Genomic DNA, 19,322 nt, shown 5'->3' with positions numbered 1-19,322 from the left:
ATCCGATTCCGTCGGGGGCCGCTGTCCCCACCGCGGGGCCGGCTGCTACGGGCGGCCGAAGTGGGTCGGGTAGAAGCCGCTGCTGATGGTCGAGACCCGGACCGTCTTGCCCGGCCGGGGCGCCTCGACGAACTTGCCGCCGCCCAGGTAGATCCCCACGTGGTGGATGCCGGAGGCGCGGCCGGTGTCCGACCAGAACAGCAGGTCACCGCGGCGCAGCTGCCCCACGCCGATCGGGGTGGTGGCCGCGTACTGGTCGTCGGCCACCCGCGGCAGGCTGATCCCGCTGCGCAGGTACGCCTGCTGGACCAGCCCCGAGCAGTCGTAGCCGGACGGGCCGTTGCCGCCCCAGACGTACGGCTTGCCGAGCTGGGCGAGTGCGTAGTCGACGGCCGCCTCGACACTGTCGGAGGCCGGCGTGCTGTCCGGCGCCGGGGCCGGCTCAGCGGGCGAGGAACCGCCGCCGGACTGGCCGGTGCGGCTCAGGTAGATGTCGTAGTGGCTGGTGTACCGCCACTCGCCGCCGCTGTTCTTGAACCAGTACCTGGAGCCGTCCCAGCCCTGCCGCATCCCCGAGGACGCGGCCGAGCCGTTGGAGGCGCCCGCCGTACCGGACGACGTGCCGGATCCGCCGGACTGGGCGGGCTTGGCCGGTCGGGCGGGCTTGCCGGTGCGGCCGGCGTAGACGTCGTAGTGGGTGGTGTACCGCCACTGGCCCTTGGCGTTCTGGAACCAGTACTTCGACCCGTCCCAGCCCTGCTTGCCGGCCGCGGCGTGCGCGGACCCGGCTCCGGCCGTCAGGCCGACCACACCGGCACCGGCCAGCACGGTGGTGGCCAGGCAGGTATCTCGCACGGCGCGGCGTATTCGTCCGCCACCGGACGCCGCGGAGGGGCGCGCGGTGCGCGGCCGGGCCGCGCAGGCCAGGCAGGCGCACCCCGTGACCGCGGGGATGCTGCCGAGGCTCTCCTCGAAGCCGATCAGCGCGGCGTCGGTGTCGAAGCCCGCGAACTCCGCGTCGAAGGCGGCGAACTCCACGTCGAATCCCGCGAGCTCCGCGTCGCGGTCGGTCCCGAAGTCGGCTTCCGAGCCGGTGGCTATCTTCATGCCGGTCGTCCTTCCTTCCGCCCGGCCCGGGCGGCCGGGGACGGTACCGAGGCGGCCACTCCGGCCGGGGCGACGAAGGCCACCAGCAACTGCCCCATCAGGGCGCTGCGGGCGGCCTCGTCCAGTTCGTGCGCGGTGGCGCGCTCCAGCCGGCGGACGGCGAGCGCCGCCGCCTCCACCGCGTCGTCCACCAGCACCGTGCGCAGGCCCGCGTCCAGATCGGCCAGCCGGCGGCGGCGCATCGACTCGGCGACCTCGGGCGCGTAGTCCAGCGCCAGCGGCTGCACCGAGTACACCTCCAGGCCCGCCGGGGCGACCTCGGCGGCCAGCGCCCGGGTCAGCTCGTCGGCGAACCACTGGCCGTCGCGCAGCGCCGGACCGGGCGCCGCGTTGCTGTCGCACGGCAGGGTGGACGCGGTGCGGGTCAGCACGGCCTGCACCTGCTCGCGCAGGTAGGCCTCGTGGTCCGCGATCGCCAGCAGCGCCCGGGCGGTGTCCTTGACCCGCCAGACGATCAGCAGCCGGACGACGATCGGCGTGCCCGTCCGGTCGACCACCTTGACCGGCTCGCTGCGCCAGTGCCGCAGCCGGACGTCCACCCGGCGGCGGCGCAGCAGCGGGTTGACCCAGAGCAGACCGGTCCGCCGGACGGTGCCGCGGTAGCTGCCCCAGCGGCTGAGCACCCGGGTCTCGCCGCCCGCGTTGGCCAGCAGCCCGGCCAGCGAGAAGACGATCAGCAGGCCGGCGGCGGTGACGGCGGTGACCGACCGGGCGTCGACGTCGGCCCGGCCGCCCGCCCGGGCGGCGGTGCCGCGCAGGTCGGGCAGCGCGTCCCAGTACGGGACGACGCCGTCGTGCAGCAGGACGAGCAGGACGGCCGCCAGGCCGACCAGCACCGCCAGCAGGGCGATCCAGCCGGGCAGTGCGGTGGCGCCGTGCTCGCGCAGCGCCTGATCGGCACGCGGGGGTCGGCGGGAGGTGGTCGCGATGACCGCGCCGGCCGGGGTGGCCTCCGGGACCTCCACGGTCTCCGGGCCCGCCGTTTCCAACGGGTCCCGCAGGTCGACGGGCGTGACCGCCGGGCTGGGGACAACCGCCAGCGGCATGGTGGCCGGGCCGCCGTCGACCGGCTTGGCGGTCTTGGGCGCCGCGGTCGCCGGGGTCGCCGGCGTCCTGGCGGCCGCCCGCCCGGCCAGCGGGCTGGAGCCGGAGGCGAAACGTTCCGGCACGGTCGGGGGCAGCGCCTTGGGCGGGTTGTCGGGTCGCTGCGAAGAGTCGCGGGTGACGTCCATGCACGGATCCTCGGGTTCGGTGTGTCGCGCAACGGGCGGCCCGGATCTGACGGGCAGTGCCAGAGCCAGGCTAAGTTCATACGTCATCAAATGCGACATTTGCGATAAGTACGTGTCGACATTTCCTGACGAATCATCCGAAGCCGACCTGACGCGCAGGCACACGAGCGGATGGTCGGGGTGGTTCAGCGCCGCCGTGCGCCGAGGCCGCGGGCGAAGACCCGACGGGTGATCAGCCCGACCCCGGTGAGCAGCAGCAGGACACCGGCGAGGCCGCCGCGCCAGCCGTCCGACCGCGGCCGGTCGGACGCCGCCTGCGACGCCTCCGCCGCAGCCCCGACGGGCTGCTGGTCCGGCGGCGCGGCCGGTACCCGGGAGGTCTCGGCGGACACCTGTCCGGGGGACACCGCCTCCGCCGTCCCGGGCGGCGCGACCGCCGGGGCGGCGGCCACGGTGGCGGACGGGGACGGCGAGGCCAGGGACGACGGGGACACCGCCGGAGCCGCCCCCGGCGACGCCGCCGGAGCCGCCCCCGGCGACGCCGCCGGAGCCCCGGCCGCCGCGACCCGGACGGTGACCGCGTCGGCCGCCGTCCCGTTGCCCGCCCGGTCGGTCGCCGTGACGACCAGCCACTGCTCGCCGTCCGCCAGGTCCCGGCCGGCCGTGCAGCTCCAGCTGCCGTCCGCGGCGGCGCTGACCCCGCAGGCGACGATCCGCTCGGCCGAGGCCGCGCTGCCCGACCGGGCGGTGACGGTCACCCTGGCCCCCGGCTCCGCCCGCCCGGCGAGCTTCGGCCGGGCGGCCCGGACGGTCTCGCCGGCGGCGGGCGTCGTCAGCACCGGCCGGTCCGGCGGGGCGGTGTCCACGATGAGCGCCACCGGCCGCCCCGGTGTCCGGTTCCCGGCGGCGTCGACGGCGGCCGGGGTGAGCTGGTGCCGCCCGTCCGGCAGGTTCTCGACCGGCAGGCAGGACCAGCCGCCGTCCGGCCGCACCGCCGTGCTGCACAGCTCGGCGGTGGCGCCGCCGTGGGCCCCGTCCGGCTGGTCCGCGACCGAGACGGTGCTGCCCGGCTCCCCGGTACCGGTCAGCTGGAGGCCCGGGTCGCTGGTGTACTCGGGGGGGCTGAGCACGGGGGCGGCCGGCGGCGCGGTCTTCACGGTGATCCGGACCGGTTCGCCGCGCAGCACCACCCCGCCGCCGGTGGTCTCGACCGGGGTGAGGCGGTGCGCCCCCGCGCCGAGCGGGCCGCCCGGCCGGCAGGACCAGTCGCCGCCCCTTTCGACCCGGGCCTTGCAGACCACCGCGTCGCCGTCCCGGACCTCGACCGTCGCACCGGCCACCGCGCCCTCGCCCCGCACCTCCGGGCGGGCGTCGGAGACGATGGTGCCGTCGACCGGGGTGGCGATCTCGGGCCGGGAGGTGCCGACGGTCAGCCGGATCCGCTGGTCGGAGACCTGCCCGGAGTCGGCGAAGCCGCCGGCCGGCACCAGCTGCGCCGCGTCCCGGCCGATCCGCAGCCGGGCCCAGGTCTCCCCGGACGCGGCGTCGGCGGGGACGGTCCACTCCAGGGTCGCGCTGTCGGCGCCCGCCGGGATCTCGGTCTGCGCCCGCTCGACGGGGTCGAAGTGCCCGTTGCGGTCGAAGTCGACCCAGCCGGCCAGGGTGGCGGGCGCGCCGCTCACCGCGACCGGGACGGTGAGCCGGTAGTAGCGGCCGATCGCCGCCTCCGCCGGGTAGCTGACGGCCGGGTCGGCGCCCTGGTACTCGCCGCGCCCGGGCTGGAGCTTCGGCGGCACCGGGCTGGACCAGACGCTGCGCCGCGCGGCGCCGTGGTCGAGCTGGACCAACGGCTCGTCGGCCGCCCCCCGCGCGACGGTGGCGGGGGGCCGGGCGAGCCGGGTCGCGTCGGTGGCGTCCGCACCGAGGAAGAGGTCGGAGAGCACGTGGGAGGCGTTTCCGTAGACCTGCGGGGCGGTCCCGACGCCCTCGTCCAGGGTGATGGTGGCCGCCAGGTCCAGCGGCTGCGGTGCGGTGGTGGAGCCGGCCCGGGCGGTGGAGCGCTGCTCGACCCGGAAGACGGCGGTACGGAAGGTGCCGGCCAGCTCCAGGCTGCCCTCGGCGGCGGCCCCGGCCTCGGCGTCGGCGCTGCCGTCCGCACCGGCGGGGGCGAGGGTGTTGCCGTCGACCGTCCAGCCGGGCCAGTCGGTGCGGTTGACCAGGGTCGGGGTGCTCGGCGAGCCGCCGGTGAGCGTCAGCCGGGTCACGGTGCTGGTGGCGCCGTCCTTCCCGGTCGCCGTTCCGGCGAGTCCGCCGAGATGCAGCCGGGGATTCCGGACCGGCCTGGAAAAGCCGAGCTGAAGTGTTCCGACCGTGCGCCAGGAACCATCCGTCTGTGGACGGTCCTCCGCGATCCGGAAGATCTGCGCGGGATCTCCGGGCCGAACTCCGTCCGTATAGAGAGCGGCCGCCCGGCCTCCTCCGGCCCGGTCGGCCAATTCACCCGGTTCGGCCGCGGCGGCCGAACCGGGTGCGGCGGAGAAGTCGAGCTGGACGACGAGACCGGAGGGCAGGACCGCGCGGTGATCTCCCGACCAGGTGTCAGGGGACTGCTGGGCCGAGGAGAGCGGCGGGTTCCAGGCGATCAGCAGGCCGGCCGCCAGGGCCGCCGAAGCGCCGACCGCCGCCGGCCGGAGCCGTCGCACCCCTCCTGCCCGGGCGCCACGCCGGTGCGGGGCCGGGGCGGACAGGGCGGCGTCGTAAGGAAACTGTCGGCTCATCCGGCTCTCCCTCGGTATCGGCTGCCGGGGGGCCGGTGGCCAGTGACCGAGGGCCAGTGATCATCGGCCGGCAGTCTGGGCACAAGATCCGACAAAACGGAATCATGATCCTGAGCCGGTCATACCGCGACACCTGCACTCATGGTCGAATGCCACCCGATCGGCGGTCATCCGACCGGGAGGACAGGATGTACCCGAAAGGGATGTATTTCATCCGTTAGGCGGCGCATCGAGGCGAATCACGGCGAATCCCGGTGGTTCCAACCAGGCGCCGACGTCGGGCACCTGACTATTCACCGGGCTGCTCTGTTCGAATTACCGGACCGCTCAGTACAGTCGGGGCCCGTGACTATTGACCCCGTTCTCGTCAAGAGCAGTTTCGCGGTCGTCGAACCCCACGGCCCCGCCGTCGCCGGGTACTTCTACCAGCATCTGTTCGAGCACAATCCCGGTGTCCGCGGCCTCTTCGCCGAGCACCTGGACGAACAGCAGGACCGGCTCTGGGCCGCCCTCGGCGCGCTGGTCACCCATCTGGAGGACACCGACACGCTGGTCGGCATCCTGCGGGACCTCGGCGCCCGGCACGCCGGGTACGGGGCGGTCACCGACCACTTCCCCGCCGTCGGCGCGAGCCTGCTGGCCACCCTCGCCCACTTCGCCGGGGACGCCTGGACCCCGCAGGCCGAGGCCTCCTGGACCGCCGTCTACGGCGTCGTCGCCGACACCATGGGCGAGGCCCTCACCGCCGCGCAGTCCGCCTAGCCGGGTCGCGGTGCCCTTCGACCCCGCGGTCATCCGCGCCGGCTTCGCCGTCGTCGAGCGCCGCGCCGACCACGTGGCCAAGTACTTCTACGCCCACCTGTTCACCCACAACCCGGGGTTACGGGCGTACTTCCCCGCCGAGATGGCCGAGCAGCGGGACCGGTTCTTCGCCGCACTCACCCGGATCGTGCTGCGACTGGAGAGCGCCGAACAGCTCACCGGATACCTCCGGGCGCTCGGGCGCGACCACCGCAAGTTCCAGGCCGCGCCCGAGCACTACCCCGCCGTCGGGGCCAGCCTGATCGCCGCGGTGCGGCACTTCTCCGGCCACTCGTGGACGCCCGAGACCGAGAAGGCGTGGACCGAGGCGTTCACGGTGATCGCCCAGGTGATGACCGAGGCCACCGCCGACGTCCCGGCCGACACCCCCGCCTGGTGGGAGGCCGAGGTGGCCGTCCGGCGCCGCGCCGCCGCCGACATCACCGTGCTCACCCTCGCCCCAATGCGCCCGTACCCGTTCGTCCCCGGCCAGTACCTCACCCTCAGCAGCCCCCGGGCACCGAAGGTCTGGCGCCCGTACTCGATCGCCAACGCCCCGCGGCCGGACGGCAGCCTCGACGTGCACGTCCGCCGGGTGGCCGGCGGGCTGCTCAGTACCGCGCTGGTCGACGACGTCGTCCCGGGCGAACTGCTGCGGCTCGGGCCCGCGCTCGGCGACGCGGTGCTCGACCCGGGCTCGCACCGGCCGCTGCTGGCGGTGGCCGGCGGCACCGGCTGGGGGCAGACCCTGGCGCTGCTGGAACAGCTCGCCGCCGAACGGGCCACCCGCCACGTCACCGTGGTGCTCGCCGCCCGCTCGGAGGCCGAGCAGTACGACTTGGCCGCCGCCGAGCGGCAGCTCGCCCGGAACAACCGGCTCCAGGTGCTGCTCGCCGCCCCCGCGCCGGGGAACCGGCGCGACGACGCGGTCGGGATGGTCCGCGACGTGCTGCTGCGGCACGGCGACTGGTCCGGCTGGGACGTCCACCTCAGCGGACCGCCGGACCTCGCCCCGGCACTCGCCGAGCTGCTGGCCGGCCTCGGCGCCGACCCCGGCCGGATCCTGCACGACCCGGTGCCGGTGACCTTCAACCGGACCCGGCCGCTGACCTCCTCCGACTGGTTCCTGGACCAGCGGGACGTGCCCTGGATCAACCGCACCGACCTGGGATGAGCCCGGCCGGCGCCGGAAACGGGAGAAGCCCCCGGCCGGTGGCCGGGGGCTTCTCGCTGGTGCGCTCAGCAGGATTCGAACCTGCAACCTCTTGATCCGTAGTCAAGTGCTCTATCCGTTGAGCTATGAGCGCAAGTGCCGGGCGGACCCGGCCTTGCGGGGTTTGGTGCGCTCAGCAGGATTCGAACCTGCAACCTCTTGATCCGTAGTCAAGTGCTCTATCCGTTGAGCTATGAGCGCTCGCCCTGGTGAACGTGCCACCGGGGCGGTGCGGGGACAACATTACATGACCTGCGACGCGGGGCGAAATCGATTGATCCGGGCACCCCCGGGCGCCGTCCCGGGCCCTCACCGGCCCCCTCCGGCCACCTGCCGCGAGCTGCCCGGCGCATCGGGCCCGGACATGCGAAAAGCCCCGCCGACGTGATCGTCGACGGGGCTCCCGGCTGGCGGAGGCTGAGGGATTTGAACCCTCGATGGGCTTTAAGACCCAAACCGCATTAGCAGTGCGGCGCCATAGACCGGACTAGGCGAAGCCTCCCCACATGAAACGCGCCCGCGTGGCGGACCCGCTCCGTGTGCCAGTGATGATGCCACAACCCGGGGGCTCGGCACCAACCACCGACAACGTTACTAGGCGGGTCGTCCCCGTCGCAAAGAAGAATGAGATACTGCCGTCTCCGGAGGAGCTGCCCTGAGCCGAGGAGACCTGTCGACGTGAGCAGCAGGCCGATCCGAGGCGCTGCTCGCCTCGCCGCCATACTCGACGCCCTGCCCGACGCGTTGCTGCTGGTGAACAGCAACGGCACCGTCGTCGATGCCAACAACGCAGCCGTCCAGGCGCTCCAGACGCCCGGCACCTCGCTGGTCGGCATGGGCGTCCTCGACCTCTTGCCGGAGTTCGACCCGAGCCGGATCCCCGGCTCGATGCGGCCGACCCCGCGCGAGGACGACGCCCTCGACCGCCCGGTGCGGATGACCGCCCGTCGCACCGACGGCACGACCTTCCCGGTCGAGGTCTCCGGCAACGACTTCGCCGACGACGGCGCCTCCGGCGAGGGCCGCGGCTACGCGCTCTCGCCGCTCGTCCCCTACGACCCGTACCGCGAGAGTTCCCGGCCCTCCGGCAGCGACCTGCTCCTGCTGCTGGTCCGCGACCTCTCCAGCCGGCTCGGCGTCGAGGCGGAGCTGCGGCGCCAGCACAAGCAGACCGAGATGATCCTGCGCGCCGCCGCCGAGGGCGTGCTCGGCGTGGACCTCGAAGGCCGCTGCGTGCTGGTCAACCCGGCCGCCGCGCACATCCTGGAGTACCGGGCGAGCGAGCTCGGCGGTCGCGAGCTGCACCCGCTGATCCAGCACTCCCGGGCCGACGGAACCCCGCTGGCGCTGGAGGAGTCCGCACTGCTGGACACCCTCACCTCCGGACGCAAGCACCGGGTGCGCGGCACCGTGCTCTGGCGCAAGGACGGCCGGCCGGTCACCGTCGACCTCACCACCGCCCCCGTCCGGGACGGCGACCAGCTGGTCGGCGCGGTGATGACCTTCACCGACCGCAGCCGCGAGCTGGCCCTCGTCGCCCGCAACGAGCACCTCACCGCCGTCCTGGAGAGCGAGCTGGGCGGCGCGCTGACGGCGCTGCACCGCCGGATCGACGCACTCGCCGCAGACCCGGCCGGCCAGCTCTGGCCCGAGGCCAACTGGACGCTGCGCCGGCTGGCCGACGAGTGCCGCCGGTTCGGCAAGCTGATCGACGGCGTGCTCGCCCACCAGCGCTCCGAGGCGGGCGAGGCCTCGGCCGGCTCCGGACCGGGCGACGCCGGGGACGAGGGCAAGGGCGACGGCAAGGCCGGCCGGAAGGCCCCCGAGCGCGTCCCGGTCGCCCTGGACAAGGTGGTCCGGCAGGCCGTCGAGCACGCGGGCGAGCTGGTCGGCGCCGGCCGGGTGCGGTTCTCCGTGCACGCCGCCGCCGTCGAGGTGATCGCGGACGAGCAGCGGCTCGCCCAGGCGCTGGCCCACCTGGTCGCCGACGTCAGCGGGGTCGCGCTCTCGCTGGACGCTCCGCCCGTCCTCCCCTCCCCCGGTCCGGCCGCCCCCGGTCCGGGCATCGCCGCCGGGGAGACCCTGGCGTCCACCGGCGGCGATGCGCCGATGGTGGTGCTCGCCGCCGCCCAGCGCGGCGACGTCGCGCGGGTGGAGATCCGCGGCCCCGGCCGCGGCGGCAGCCCCGTCCACCTGCCGATCGCCCGCGCGGTGGTCGAGCGGCACGGCGGCGTACTCCAGCCGCACGAACTGCCCGGCAAGGCCGGCACCACGTACGTCGTCGAGCTGCCGCTGGACCCGGTCGCGGCGAAGGCCGCGGCCGAGCGCGCGGCGGCCGAGGGGCGGTCGGACCGTCCCAAGGAGACCGACTCCGCCGTCCTGCCCGACCTGCCGGGCATCCCGCAGCTGCCCACCGCGCACCACCCCGAGGACGACGCCGACACGGCGTCCGGGGGTGAGAGCCCGAAGCCGGTGACGGAGCAGCGGGCGGACGAGCAGCCCGCCGAGGAGCCGGTCGCCGAGCGGCGCGGACGCCGCGGCCGGCCGGCCGTCGAACAGCCGCCGGCTCCCCCCGCCGCGCCCCCCGCTCCGGCGGCTGACGCTCCCGCCGGGGCCGCCGACCAGTGGCCGCACGCCCCCGCACGGGTCGAGCGGGCCGTCCCCGAGCAGTGGCACGGCACCGGCAACGACCCCGCGTACGGGCGGCAGGGCCTCGGTGGCCCGACCGCCCAGCCGACCGACCCGTGGGGCAAGGACGACGGCCGGTCCGGCACCGCGTACGCCGTGCCGGTCGACGGTCTCGACGGCGCCGACGGCCGCCCGGAGGACCACCGCGCCCAGGCCGGCACGGCCGGCCCGCGCGGCCCGCTCGCGCTCGGGCCGGCGCCCGCGCCCGCGCCCGCCGCCGAGGCCCCCGGCACGCCGGCGGGCGGGACTCCCGTGGACGCCACCCCGGCTGCCGGCACCCCCGCCGACGGCACGCCGGCCGGCGGCACCCCCGCCCAGGGAATCCAGGCCGACGGCACCCCCGCCGACGGAACGCCGGTCGGCCCGGACAGCGGCCGGGCCGACGACGGGCAGGCCCCCAAGCCGTCCCGGCGGCGCCGGGCGCTGCCGGCCAACGAGGACTCCTCCGGCGGGTTCGCCCTCCCCGGCGTCCCCGACCCCGCCACCGTCTACCCCGGCCTGGAGCACGCGCTGCCGGCCGGGCCCGCACCCGCGCTGCCCGAACCGGCCACCGCCGCACCGACCGGCCGCCGCCGCCGGCTGGCCGTCCCGCCCGGCCCCGGCGCCGAGGCCCAGGAGCCGTCCGCCCCCGACGCCGTCCCCACCGTGCCGGCCCCCGCCCGGCCCGCGCTGCCCGCCCCCGGGTCGGACGGTCCGGCCGCGGCCGGCCAGGCCGACGGCCCGCAGCCCGTCGGCACCGGGCTCGCCGAGCTGGCGCCGCCGCGTCCGCTCCAGGCTCCCGGGGCACCGGGCGGCCCGGCCGCCCTCGCCCCGGAGGCCCCCGCCCCGGCCCGGCCTGCCGGTGCGCCGCAACTGCCCGCCGTACCGGAGGCCCGGACCGCGCCGCGGCCGATGGCCGAGCTGCCCGCCGCCGGCCACGACGACCCCGCCGAGCACCCCGCGCTGCCCGCCCCCGGCGGGGACGGCGGCCCGCGCCGCCTGCTGGTCTGGCCCGAGCCCGACCCGGCCACCAAGCAGGCCCTCCAGGACCGCGGCTACCGCCCGGTGATCGTCCGCTCCCGCGAAGAGGTGGACGCCCAGGTCTCCGGCTTCCCCGCCGCGCTCTTCGTCGACCCGCTGACCGGCCCGATCACCCGGACCGCGCTGCAGTCGCTGCGCACCGCCGCGCTCAACAGCCGGGTCCCGGTGCTGGTCACCGCCGGCCTCGGCCAGGCCACCCGGGACGCCGCGTACGGCGCCGACCCGGCCGTCCTGCTGCGCGCGCTCGCCCCGCGCGACGGCGAGCACCACGCCCCGCGCGTCCTGCTGGTCGAGGGCGACCCGGACATCGCCGCCGCCATGATCAGCAGCCTGGAACGGCGCGGCATGCACGTCGAGCACGCGGTGGACGAGAACGACGCCGTCTCCCGGGCCAGCAGCGTGCAGCCGAACCTGGTGGTGATGGACCTCTTCCAGATCCGCCGCCGCCGGGTCGGCCTGCTCGACTGGCTGCGCACCAACGACCGGCTGCACCGCACCCCGCTGGTCGTCTACACCTCGGTGGACCTCGACCCGCGCGAACTGCCCCGGCTGCGCACCGGCGAGACGGTGCTCTTCCTCGCCGAGCGCTCGACCAGCGCGGACGTGCAGTCGCGGATCGTCGACCTGCTCGGGCGGATCGGCGCCATGGGCGAGGCGGGCGTCCCGGCCGCCGGGTGACCCCGGACGGACACGGCTGAGGGCCGGTCACCCCGTGCGGGGTGACCGGCCCTCAGCCGTGGTCCCGGCCGTGGTCCCGGCCGGCCCGTCGGCTACTCCTTGCCGAGCACCGTGACGTCCAGCTCGTCCGCGGCGTACTGGGCGCGGATCACCTTCTTGTCGAACTTGCCGACCGAGGTCTTCGGCACCGACTCGACGATCGCCCAGCGCTCCGGCAGCTGCCAGGAGGCGATCCGCCCGGCGAGGAAGGCGCGCAGCTCCTTCAGGCCGGCCGTGGCCCCCGGCCGCAGCACGACGGTGGCCAGCGGCCGCTCGCCCCACTTCTCGTCCGGCACGGCCACCACGGCCGCCTCGGCGACCTCCGGGTGGGCCATCAGCTGGTTCTCCAGGTCCACCGAGGAGATCCACTCCCCGCCGGACTTGATCACGTCCTTGGCCCGGTCGGTCAGGGTCAGGTAGCCGTCCGCGGTGATGGTGCCGACGTCACCGGTGCGCAGCCAGCCGTCCTCGGAGAACTTGTCCTCCGGGCGCTCCGGGTCGTGGCCGGCGCCGCCGTAGTACGCGCCGGCGATCCACGGCCCGCGCACCTCCAGCTCGCCCGCCGAGACGCCGTCGTGCGGCATCCGCTCGCCGGCCGGGCCGATCAGCCGGGCCTCGACCGAGGCCGGGAAGATGCCCTGGGTGACCCGGTACGGCCACTCCTCCTCGGGGGTGAGCCCGCCGGGCGGCTGGGCGAAGCAGCCGAGCGGCGAGGTCTCCGTCATCCCCCAGGCGTGCACGACCCGGATGCCGTGGCGCTCGTCGAACCCCTGCATCAGCGACGGCGGGCAGGCCGAGCCGCCGATGACCACCATCCGCAGGCTGGAGGTGTCGTAGTCGCCCGCGTCCAGCTCGTCCAGCAGGCCGCTCCAGATCGTCGGCACGGCGGCGCTGACGGTGGGCCTCACCCGGGCGATCATCTCGGCCATCGGCTTCGGCTGGAGGAACCGGTCGGGCATCAGCAGGCCGGCGCCGGACATGAAGGCGGCGTGCGGGATGCCCCAGGCGTTCACGTGGAACATCGGGACGACCGGCAGGGCGATGTCACGGGGGGTGAAGGCGAAGTTGTCGCCGGTGTTGACCTGGAGACAGTGCAGGTAGACCGAACGGTGGCTGTAGAGCACGCCCTTCGGGTCGCCGGTGGTGCCGGAGGTGTAGCAGAGCACGGCGGCCTGGCGCTCGTCGATGTCGGTCAGCCAGGGGTACTCGGCCGGCCGGCCGGCGAGCAGCTCCTCGTAGTCGTGCACGGTGCCCGCGAAGCCGGCCAGCACGGACCGGTCGCCGGGGCCGCTGACCACGATGTGCCTGAGCGTCGGGCCGAGCTCCGGGAGGACGGCGGCCAGCAGGGGCAGCACGGTGCCGTTGACGATGATCACGCGGTCGGCGGCGTGGTTGATGATGAACGACAGCTGGTGCGCCGGGAGCCGCAGGTTCAGCGTGTGCAGCACCGCGCCCATCGACGGCACCGCGAGGTACGCCTCCAGGTGCTCGGCGTTGTTCCACATCAAGGTCGCGACCCGGTCGTCCCCGGTGACCCCGAGCTCGTCCCGCAGCGCGCACGCCAGCTGTGCGGCCCGCGCCCCGACCTCGGCGTACGTCCGGACCACCGGCCCGGTGCCGTCCCAGGTGGTGACCGTCGACCGCCCGTGGATGGTGGCCCCGTGGGTGAGGATCCGGGCGACGGTGAGCGGTACGTCCTGCATCGTGCTGAACACGGGTCCTCCTTGACCGGGCGGCACTGCGGCTGCGACCGCGCCGCCACTACTCGTCGGTAATGCGGGTGGTCGAGCCCGATTGTGCCTCTCCGCCCACCCGATGTCAGCATCCCGACCCCGTTGCACGGATCACGGATTCACCGCGGATGCCGCACTCCGCGCCCACCCGGACGCCCGGACGCACCCTGCTGCGGCGCCCGGGGGTGGCAGGGGCGGGCGATACTGATGGGCATGAGTGGCAGAGACGGGGATCGCCGGGCCGACCGGGGGGCGGGCGGGTTCCGGGTGCCCTGCCCGTGCTGTTCCGGCGGGGTGCGGATGCGGGCGCGGCTGGGGGTGCGGGCGGACCGGTCGGGGACGGGGCACATCTCGGAGACCTGCCAGGACTGCGGAGGCCTCGGCTGGCTGACGCTCGCTCTGAAGGAGTAGGAGCCACCACAGAGTGACGCCGGGTCAGCCCTGCTCCGGGCGGTGGAGGCGGACGCAGTGCTCGGGCTCCGGCGTGTAGGCCGGGTCGAGGACGTAGCCCTGTTCGGCGGCGATGCGCAGGACCGCCTGAGCCCCGGCGCCGCGGTAGGTGGCGAGATTGATCCGGATGCGCCGCGGAAGGCCCGCGCCCGGGGAGTCGGACCGTTGGCGGGTCCCGCGGGCCAGGACGCGGCGGATGTGGCGGTCCCAGGCGGCGGCACTGCCGGACAGCTCGGCCCAGAAGGCGCACGGGCCCACCGCCCAGCGGGCACCCCAGCGGTCCCAGTGGTCCGGCTCCGGGTGGTTCACCCAGAAGGCCAGCAGGCTGAGCACCCCGTAGACGGGGACGTAGACGATCTGCAGGACGAACATGAACGGCAGCAGAAGGGCGAACCGGCCCGGACGCGGCCCCCACGGCGTGCCGGGGGCGGCCGGCGGGTCCTGCGGGCCCGGAGCGGGCAGCCGGGGCGGGGCAGGGAACACGCGGCGGATCCAGACGCTGCCCTCGCCGGCGCCGACGGATCCGCGCTCCCAGCCGTACCGCTCGGCGAGCCGCACCACGCCGGCCGCGCCGAGGCCCCGGTAGAGGCGGACCGAGAACTTGACGTGCATCACGCGGGTGAGGTCGTCGCCGACCTCACCGCCGCCGGCGGCGTGCGTCGCCTCGGCCGCGCGGATCCGCCGTTCGAGGATCGGCGTGAGGTACCGCTCCCAGACCTCCGGCCGGCCGGTGAGCTCCGCCTTGAGGCGGCGCGGCGGGATGAAGGTGCGGTTGACCTTCAGCCAGGAGTCGGAGCCGGACGGGCCACTCGCACCGCTCCAGAGCAGGGCCACGAACAGGGCCGCCAGGGCGGCGATCCAGAGCGGCGCGTAGATCCACTGGAGGGTGAACTGGAGCAGCACGCCGACCCGGCTGCGGCGCGGCCCCGGGCCGAGGTGGCCGGTAACCAGGGGTGCGGCGGGCGGCGCGGCGGGCGCGGGCCGTGCGGGCGTCGGCTGCGGGTACGGGGTGCCCTGCGGGTACGGGCCGGGCTGCGCGTACGGGGCAGGCTGGGCGTACGGGCCGGGCTGGGCGTACGGGCCGGGCTGGGGGCCGGGCTGGGCGTACGGGCCGGGCTGGGGGCCGGGCTGGGCGTACGGGCCGGGCTGGGGGCCGGGCTGGGCGTACGGGTTCGGCTGCGCGTACGGGTTCGGCTGCGGCGCGCCCTGCCCGTACGGACTGCCCTGCGCGTACGGGTTCGCCCCGCCCTGCGCGTACGGGCCGGGCTGCGGACCCCCCTGCGCGTACGGGTTCGGCTGCGGCGCGGCGCCGTGCCCGCCCGCGCCGCCGTAGTACCCCTGGCCTTCCGACACGCTCGTCCCCCTCCACGTGATCGAGCTCTGCCTGCCCGAGTCGACGGGACACCCTATCCGCCCACGGGTGGCGGACCGTCAGCCCGCCAGCGGGGCGTCGACCTGATTGCGGTCGATGGTGAGCGTGGCACCGCCGTACGTCTCCTCGACGTTGCCGTGGTACTGGTGGACGCGCTGGCGGTCGGCCCAGAGGTCGGGGGTGAGGGCGCCGCCGCCGGCCGTGTCCGCCTGGTCGTTCCAGCGGGCGTACCAGAGGGTGTCGGGCAGCGGGGAGCTGCCGGCGCGGGCGGCGGCGGCGAGGTCGGCGATGCCGGAGTCGAGGCTGGAGTAGAAGCCGGACCGGTAGCCGGCGTTGTGCAGGCCCTGGGTCCAGCCGAGGGCGAAGTCGACGACGGCCTGACCGCAGGCCGGGTCGCGCATGGGGTAGGCCTCGATGTCGAGGAAGACCGGGCTGCCCTTGCCCAGGCCGACGGCCTTGAGGCCGCGGACCGCGTCCGCCGCCTCGTCCCGGCCCTGCTGGGCGGCCCGGGCCGGGTCGATGCGGCTCGGCTTGCCCTTGAGTTCGCTGCACGGCGCCTGGAGGCCGACGTGGACGGGGAGGAACCGCCAGCCCATCGCCCGCGCCTGGCGGACCCAGTCGGCGGTGAGCCTCGGCTGGGCGCAACCGCGCTGGGCGCCGCTGGTGTAGATGCCGAGCGCGCCGTACGGCGAGGCGCCGCGCCAGGCACGGAGGGCGTCGAGCGGCGGCGCGGTGCAGGCGTCGAAGGCGGCGCCGCTGTAGAGGTCGCGGACGCGGACGCCGGGGGGACCGGCCCGGTCCTGGAGGACGGAGGCCCGGATGCGAGGCACGGCGGCGGCCACCGGGGCGGTCGCCTCGGCGCTCACGTCCGTCCCGTCGGTGGCCAGCAGGAGGACGAGGGAGGCGGCGGCCACGGCCGCCGGGCGGAGATAGCGCACCCGGCCTTGATACTGACGGACCATCGGACGAATCCGGCAGCCGCGCCGCGGACGCCGGAGAACCCCACCCTTTCGGTCGTACCCGTCCGCATCCGTCCCGATTTTTGTAACGAGCTTGCCCCTGCCTGACTCCTTACGGCAAACTCGCCAGCATGCCCACGCCCAACCCCAGCGAAACCGTCGCCCGGACGCCGGCCTCCGCCGTCGCCGAGGCCCTTGCCATGCCGCCCGCCCCCAAGGGCGAGCCGGCCGGCGAGCGGGGCGGCTGGCGACGAGGCGGGGCGCCCGGCACCGGGACGCCACCGGACACGGTCTCCGGCCGGCCCGCCGGCCCGCGGTTCCCGAAGTTCCTGCGGCGCCCGATGGGGGACCCCCCGGCCGAAGGCTGGGGGAGGATCCCGGCGCCGCTCTTCTGTCTGGTCGCGATGTTCCTGGTCCAGCTCGGCATCGCGTTCTCCAAGCCGCTGTTCGGCCCGCTCGGGGTCAGCGGCACGACCTTCCTCCGGCTGAGCTTCGCGGCGGTGATCCTGCTCGCCGTCACCCGGCCCCGGCTGCGCGGTCGCCGTCCGCGCGACCTGGCCGCCGCCGGCCTGCTCGGCATGGCCTCCGCCGGGATGACGCTGCTGTTCGCCGGGGCGATCGACCGGCTGCCGATGGGCACCGCCGCGACCATCGAGTTCCTCGGGCCGCTCGCGGTGGCGCTCTTCTTCGCGCGCCGGGCCAGCCACCTGGTCTGGGCGCTGCTGGCGGCCGGCGGCGTGGCGCTGCTGACGCTGCTCGGCGAGGGCGGCGGCGGATCCTCGCTGGACCCGGTCGGCCTGATGTACGCCTTCGGGGCCGCCGCCTGCTACGCCGCGTACATCCTGTTCACGGACAAGGTCGGCGCCGCCTTCCAGGGCTTCCAGGGACTCGCCGTCTCGATGACGGTGGGCGCCCTGACGCTGGCGCCGTTCGGGCTCGGCCAGGCCTGGGACGGGCTGACCGCGCCCGGCGCCTCACCGCTGACGCTGCTGCTCGCGGTGGCCGGGGTGTCGCTGCTGCTGCCGGTGATCCCGTACGCGCTGGAGATGACGGCGCTGCGACGGATGCCGCAGCGGGTGTTCAGCGTGATGGTCAGCCTGGAGCCGGCGGTCAGCGCGCTGGTCGGGCTGGTGGTGCTGGGCCAGCTGCTGGGTGCGGCCCAGCTGGCCGGAATCGGCTGCGTGGTGGCCGCCAGTGTCGGGGCCACGCTGACCGGTCGGCGCTGAGCCGCGCCCGGCGGGGTACGCCGTGCGCCGGGCGCGCGGCGCACGGCGGGCGGGCCGGTGGCCGGCGGGGCGCGGACCGGCTGCGGCCGGCGCCCCACCGGCGGACCGGCTACGGCCAGAGCAGCGTCCGCGACCACTCCGGGGTGCGGACCGGGCCGGTCCGGGTGTAGCGCAGCCGGACGTGGCGGCGGTCCGCGTCGCCCTGCCAGAACTCCGCCTCGTGCGCCCAGAGCGTGTAGACGGCGTGCCCGGCGGCCACCGCGTCCGGGGTGGCCTCCAGGCGGCGGCGGGCGACCGCGACCGCCTCGTCGTACTCGGCCAGGGAGGCCAGCGGCTCGCTCTGCCGGCCGACCAGCGCGCCGACCCGGGCGGCCGGGGAGCGGGTGGCGAACTCGGCGCCGGCGACCTGGTCGGCGGCCCGCTCGACGGTGCCCCGGACTCGGACCTGCCGGCCCAGCGGCGGCCAGTACAGCGTGAGCGCGGCAGCCGGATGATCCGCGAGCTGGCGGCCCTTCGGGCTGTCGGCGGCGGCCGAGAAGACCCAGCCGGTGCCGGCCGCGTCCACGTCGCGCAGCACCAGCACCCGGGCGTCCGGCAGGCCGTCGGCGTCGACCGTGGAGAGGGTGGCGACCTGCGGGTCCAGCACACCGGCCGCGAGGGCGGTGGCGAGCCAGTCGACGAAGAGCGGGCCGGGCTCGGCCGGGGCCGCCTCGGCGTCGAAGGACGGCAGTGGGCGGGCCATCGGCGGGCGGCCGAGCAGCAGCTCGGGTACGGACCTGGGCTCGGGCCTGGTCTCGGGCCTCGGCGCCGGCCACGACTCGGGCCCCGACTCCGGTCCCGGTGCGGCCATGGCCTCGCCCGGACCGGTCAGGCCCTCCTCCTCCGCTGCCATCGCGCCCTTCCTTCCGGTTGCCGCGGTCGCAGCCCCTCGCCGGACGGGCCTCGGGGGCCCGGGCGCGGGGTGCGCTGTCGGAGCGCAACCGTACCGCCGAGGGGTGACGGCTCCGCGCGCGCCCTGGCTCGACGAGGGTCCGTGGGCGGCCGGGTCGGCGGTCGGGTCGGCGACCGATGACGCGGTCGCCCACGCGGTCGGGCGGCTGCCGGATCGGCGACCGGATCGGCGACCGGATCGGCGGGCGGGCACGCGTTCGCGTCGGCGCCCGCGCATGCCCGGGGCGGGCGGCCCCGTTCCCGGGCGAGATGTCCCCGGCCCGGGCGGGCTGCCCCCGGCCGGCACCGGTGCGTGCCGGAAGGACCCGCGCCCGGACGCACTCGTGGGCGGCGCCGTCGATCGGCACCGCCCACGAGGCCGGTTGGCGGTGACCCTTTCCGCTGCCCCGGTCGTTCCCTGCGATTTTCGCGTCGTGTCGCTTCGAGCCCCACCGCGAGTGCTCAGCTCACCCGCGGCCGACCACCCCCGGCGCCCCCGCCGGCGGTGGTACCCGTTCGGGTCAGTGGAAGACCGGGGCGAAGACGAGGTTGACGTTCTTGTTGGACTGGCCGGCCAGGATGACGCCCGAGTTGTCCTTCACCGCCAGGGTGTTGGCCTGGTTCGAGGCTCCGGAGCCGGTGGCCGTCTGCTGGGTGGAAACGTAGTTGCCGTCGACCGAGCCGAAGACGGTGCCCGTGCCGACGTTCGACACCACGCCACTGTTGGAGCCGTCGTTGGCCGCCGCGCCGTTGTCGGCGGCGGCGGAACCAGCGCCCGCGAGCAGCAGAGCGGCCGCGAGCGGAGCGGCCAACAGAAGTCCGGCCAGTCGGCGATTGCGGATTCGAGCCATGAGTTGCCTCCAGGAAAAACTGTCAATCGGGTATTCGTGCATTGGTGCGGGAGTTCGTCGGCCAGACGAACACCTGCGGGCTGCGACGCCGAGGGACAGACTTCCGCAACAAATCGACAAAGCACCACCTCGCACCGGCAGTTTCGCCCGTTAGCGTGATATCGAGGGCGGCGAGGAATAACGGAC

Annotated in this window: 12 protein-coding genes and 3 tRNA genes; 4 read left to right on the top strand and 11 right to left on the bottom strand. The window is 75.6% G+C overall.

Annotated elements, in window-relative coordinates:
* Positions 1-45: 45 nt before the first annotated feature.
* The 3 genes from ACZ5WK_RS19755 to ACZ5WK_RS19745 form a co-directional block, all read right to left on the bottom strand.
* The gene (locus tag ACZ5WK_RS19755; RefSeq protein WP_465548668.1) at positions 46-1,107 is read right to left on the bottom strand and encodes a C40 family peptidase; all 1,062 of its coding nucleotides are present in this window, start codon (positions 1,105-1,107) and stop codon (positions 46-48) included.
* Positions 1,104-2,399 carry an SPFH domain-containing protein gene (locus ACZ5WK_RS19750; protein WP_465548667.1) on the bottom strand — a complete coding sequence of 432 codons (1,296 nt, stop codon included), beginning with the start codon at positions 2,397-2,399 and terminating at the stop codon, positions 1,104-1,106. Before ACZ5WK_RS19750 ends, ACZ5WK_RS19755 begins: the two co-directional genes overlap by 4 nt.
* A 185-nt stretch (positions 2,400-2,584) precedes the next feature.
* Positions 2,585-5,176: an Ig-like domain-containing protein gene (locus ACZ5WK_RS19745; protein WP_465548666.1), complete on the bottom strand. Its 2,592-nt coding sequence runs from the start codon at positions 5,174-5,176 to the stop codon at positions 2,585-2,587.
* A 345-nt stretch (positions 5,177-5,521) separates the two neighbouring features.
* On the opposite strand from ACZ5WK_RS19745, the gene ACZ5WK_RS19740 reads away from it, so the two are divergent.
* Positions 5,522-5,938, top strand: a complete 417-nt coding sequence (locus ACZ5WK_RS19740; RefSeq protein ID WP_465548665.1) for a globin domain-containing protein — start codon at positions 5,522-5,524, stop codon at positions 5,936-5,938.
* A 10-nt stretch (positions 5,939-5,948) separates the two neighbouring features.
* Entirely contained in the window at positions 5,949-7,151 is a 1,203-nt protein-coding gene (locus ACZ5WK_RS19735; protein WP_465548664.1) for a globin domain-containing protein, read from the top strand.
* A 57-nt stretch (positions 7,152-7,208) separates the two neighbouring features.
* On the opposite strand, the gene ACZ5WK_RS19730 is transcribed toward ACZ5WK_RS19735, so the two are convergent.
* The 3 genes from ACZ5WK_RS19730 to ACZ5WK_RS19720 all read right to left on the bottom strand — a co-directional run bounded on the left by ACZ5WK_RS19730 (position 7,209) and on the right by ACZ5WK_RS19720 (position 7,692).
* Positions 7,209-7,284, bottom strand: a tRNA-Arg gene (locus ACZ5WK_RS19730).
* A gap of 31 nt (positions 7,285-7,315) precedes the next feature.
* A tRNA-Arg gene (locus ACZ5WK_RS19725) sits at positions 7,316-7,391 on the bottom strand.
* A 207-nt stretch (positions 7,392-7,598) separates the two neighbouring features.
* A tRNA-Ser gene (locus tag ACZ5WK_RS19720) sits at positions 7,599-7,692 on the bottom strand.
* Positions 7,693-7,868: 176 nt separating this feature from the next.
* On the opposite strand from ACZ5WK_RS19720, the gene ACZ5WK_RS19715 reads away from it, so the two are divergent.
* Positions 7,869-11,576, top strand: a complete 3,708-nt coding sequence (locus ACZ5WK_RS19715; protein ID WP_465548663.1) for a hybrid sensor histidine kinase/response regulator — start codon at positions 7,869-7,871, stop codon at positions 11,574-11,576.
* A 92-nt stretch (positions 11,577-11,668) separates the two neighbouring features.
* Here the strand turns inward: ACZ5WK_RS19715 and ACZ5WK_RS19710 are convergent, their stop codons facing one another.
* The 3 genes from ACZ5WK_RS19710 to ACZ5WK_RS19700 all read right to left on the bottom strand — a co-directional run bounded on the left by ACZ5WK_RS19710 (position 11,669) and on the right by ACZ5WK_RS19700 (position 16,108).
* On the bottom strand, positions 11,669-13,330 hold the full coding sequence (locus ACZ5WK_RS19710; protein ID WP_465548662.1) for a long-chain fatty acid--CoA ligase: 1,662 nt from the start codon (positions 13,328-13,330) through the stop codon (positions 11,669-11,671).
* Positions 13,331-13,783: 453 nt separating this feature from the next.
* Positions 13,784-15,151 carry a hypothetical protein gene (locus ACZ5WK_RS19705; RefSeq protein ID WP_465548661.1) on the bottom strand — a complete coding sequence of 456 codons (1,368 nt, stop codon included), beginning with the start codon at positions 15,149-15,151 and terminating at the stop codon, positions 13,784-13,786.
* Positions 15,152-15,229: 78 nt separating this feature from the next.
* Positions 15,230-16,108, bottom strand: a complete 879-nt coding sequence (locus ACZ5WK_RS19700) for a DUF1906 domain-containing protein (protein ID WP_465548660.1) — start codon at positions 16,106-16,108, stop codon at positions 15,230-15,232.
* 152 nt (positions 16,109-16,260) lie between these two features.
* Between ACZ5WK_RS19700 and ACZ5WK_RS19695 the strand changes: the two genes are divergently transcribed.
* On the top strand, positions 16,261-17,355 hold the full coding sequence (locus ACZ5WK_RS19695) for an EamA family transporter (RefSeq protein WP_465548659.1): 1,095 nt from the start codon (positions 16,261-16,263) through the stop codon (positions 17,353-17,355).
* Between the two features lie 109 nt (positions 17,356-17,464).
* On the opposite strand, the gene ACZ5WK_RS19690 is transcribed toward ACZ5WK_RS19695, so the two are convergent.
* Both ACZ5WK_RS19690 and ACZ5WK_RS19685 read right to left on the bottom strand, forming a co-directional pair.
* Entirely contained in the window at positions 17,465-18,247 is a 783-nt protein-coding gene (locus ACZ5WK_RS19690) for a pyridoxal 5'-phosphate synthase (RefSeq protein WP_465548658.1), read from the bottom strand.
* Positions 18,248-18,806: 559 nt separating this feature from the next.
* Entirely contained in the window at positions 18,807-19,136 is a 330-nt protein-coding gene (locus tag ACZ5WK_RS19685) for a hypothetical protein (protein WP_465548657.1), read from the bottom strand.
* Positions 19,137-19,322 lie beyond the last annotated feature (186 nt).

The sequence above is a fragment of the Kitasatospora sp. NPDC032757 genome (assembly GCF_055579305.1).
Note: the sequence above shows the minus strand (reverse complement) of the source record. Positions and strands in the feature narration are given on the sequence as shown.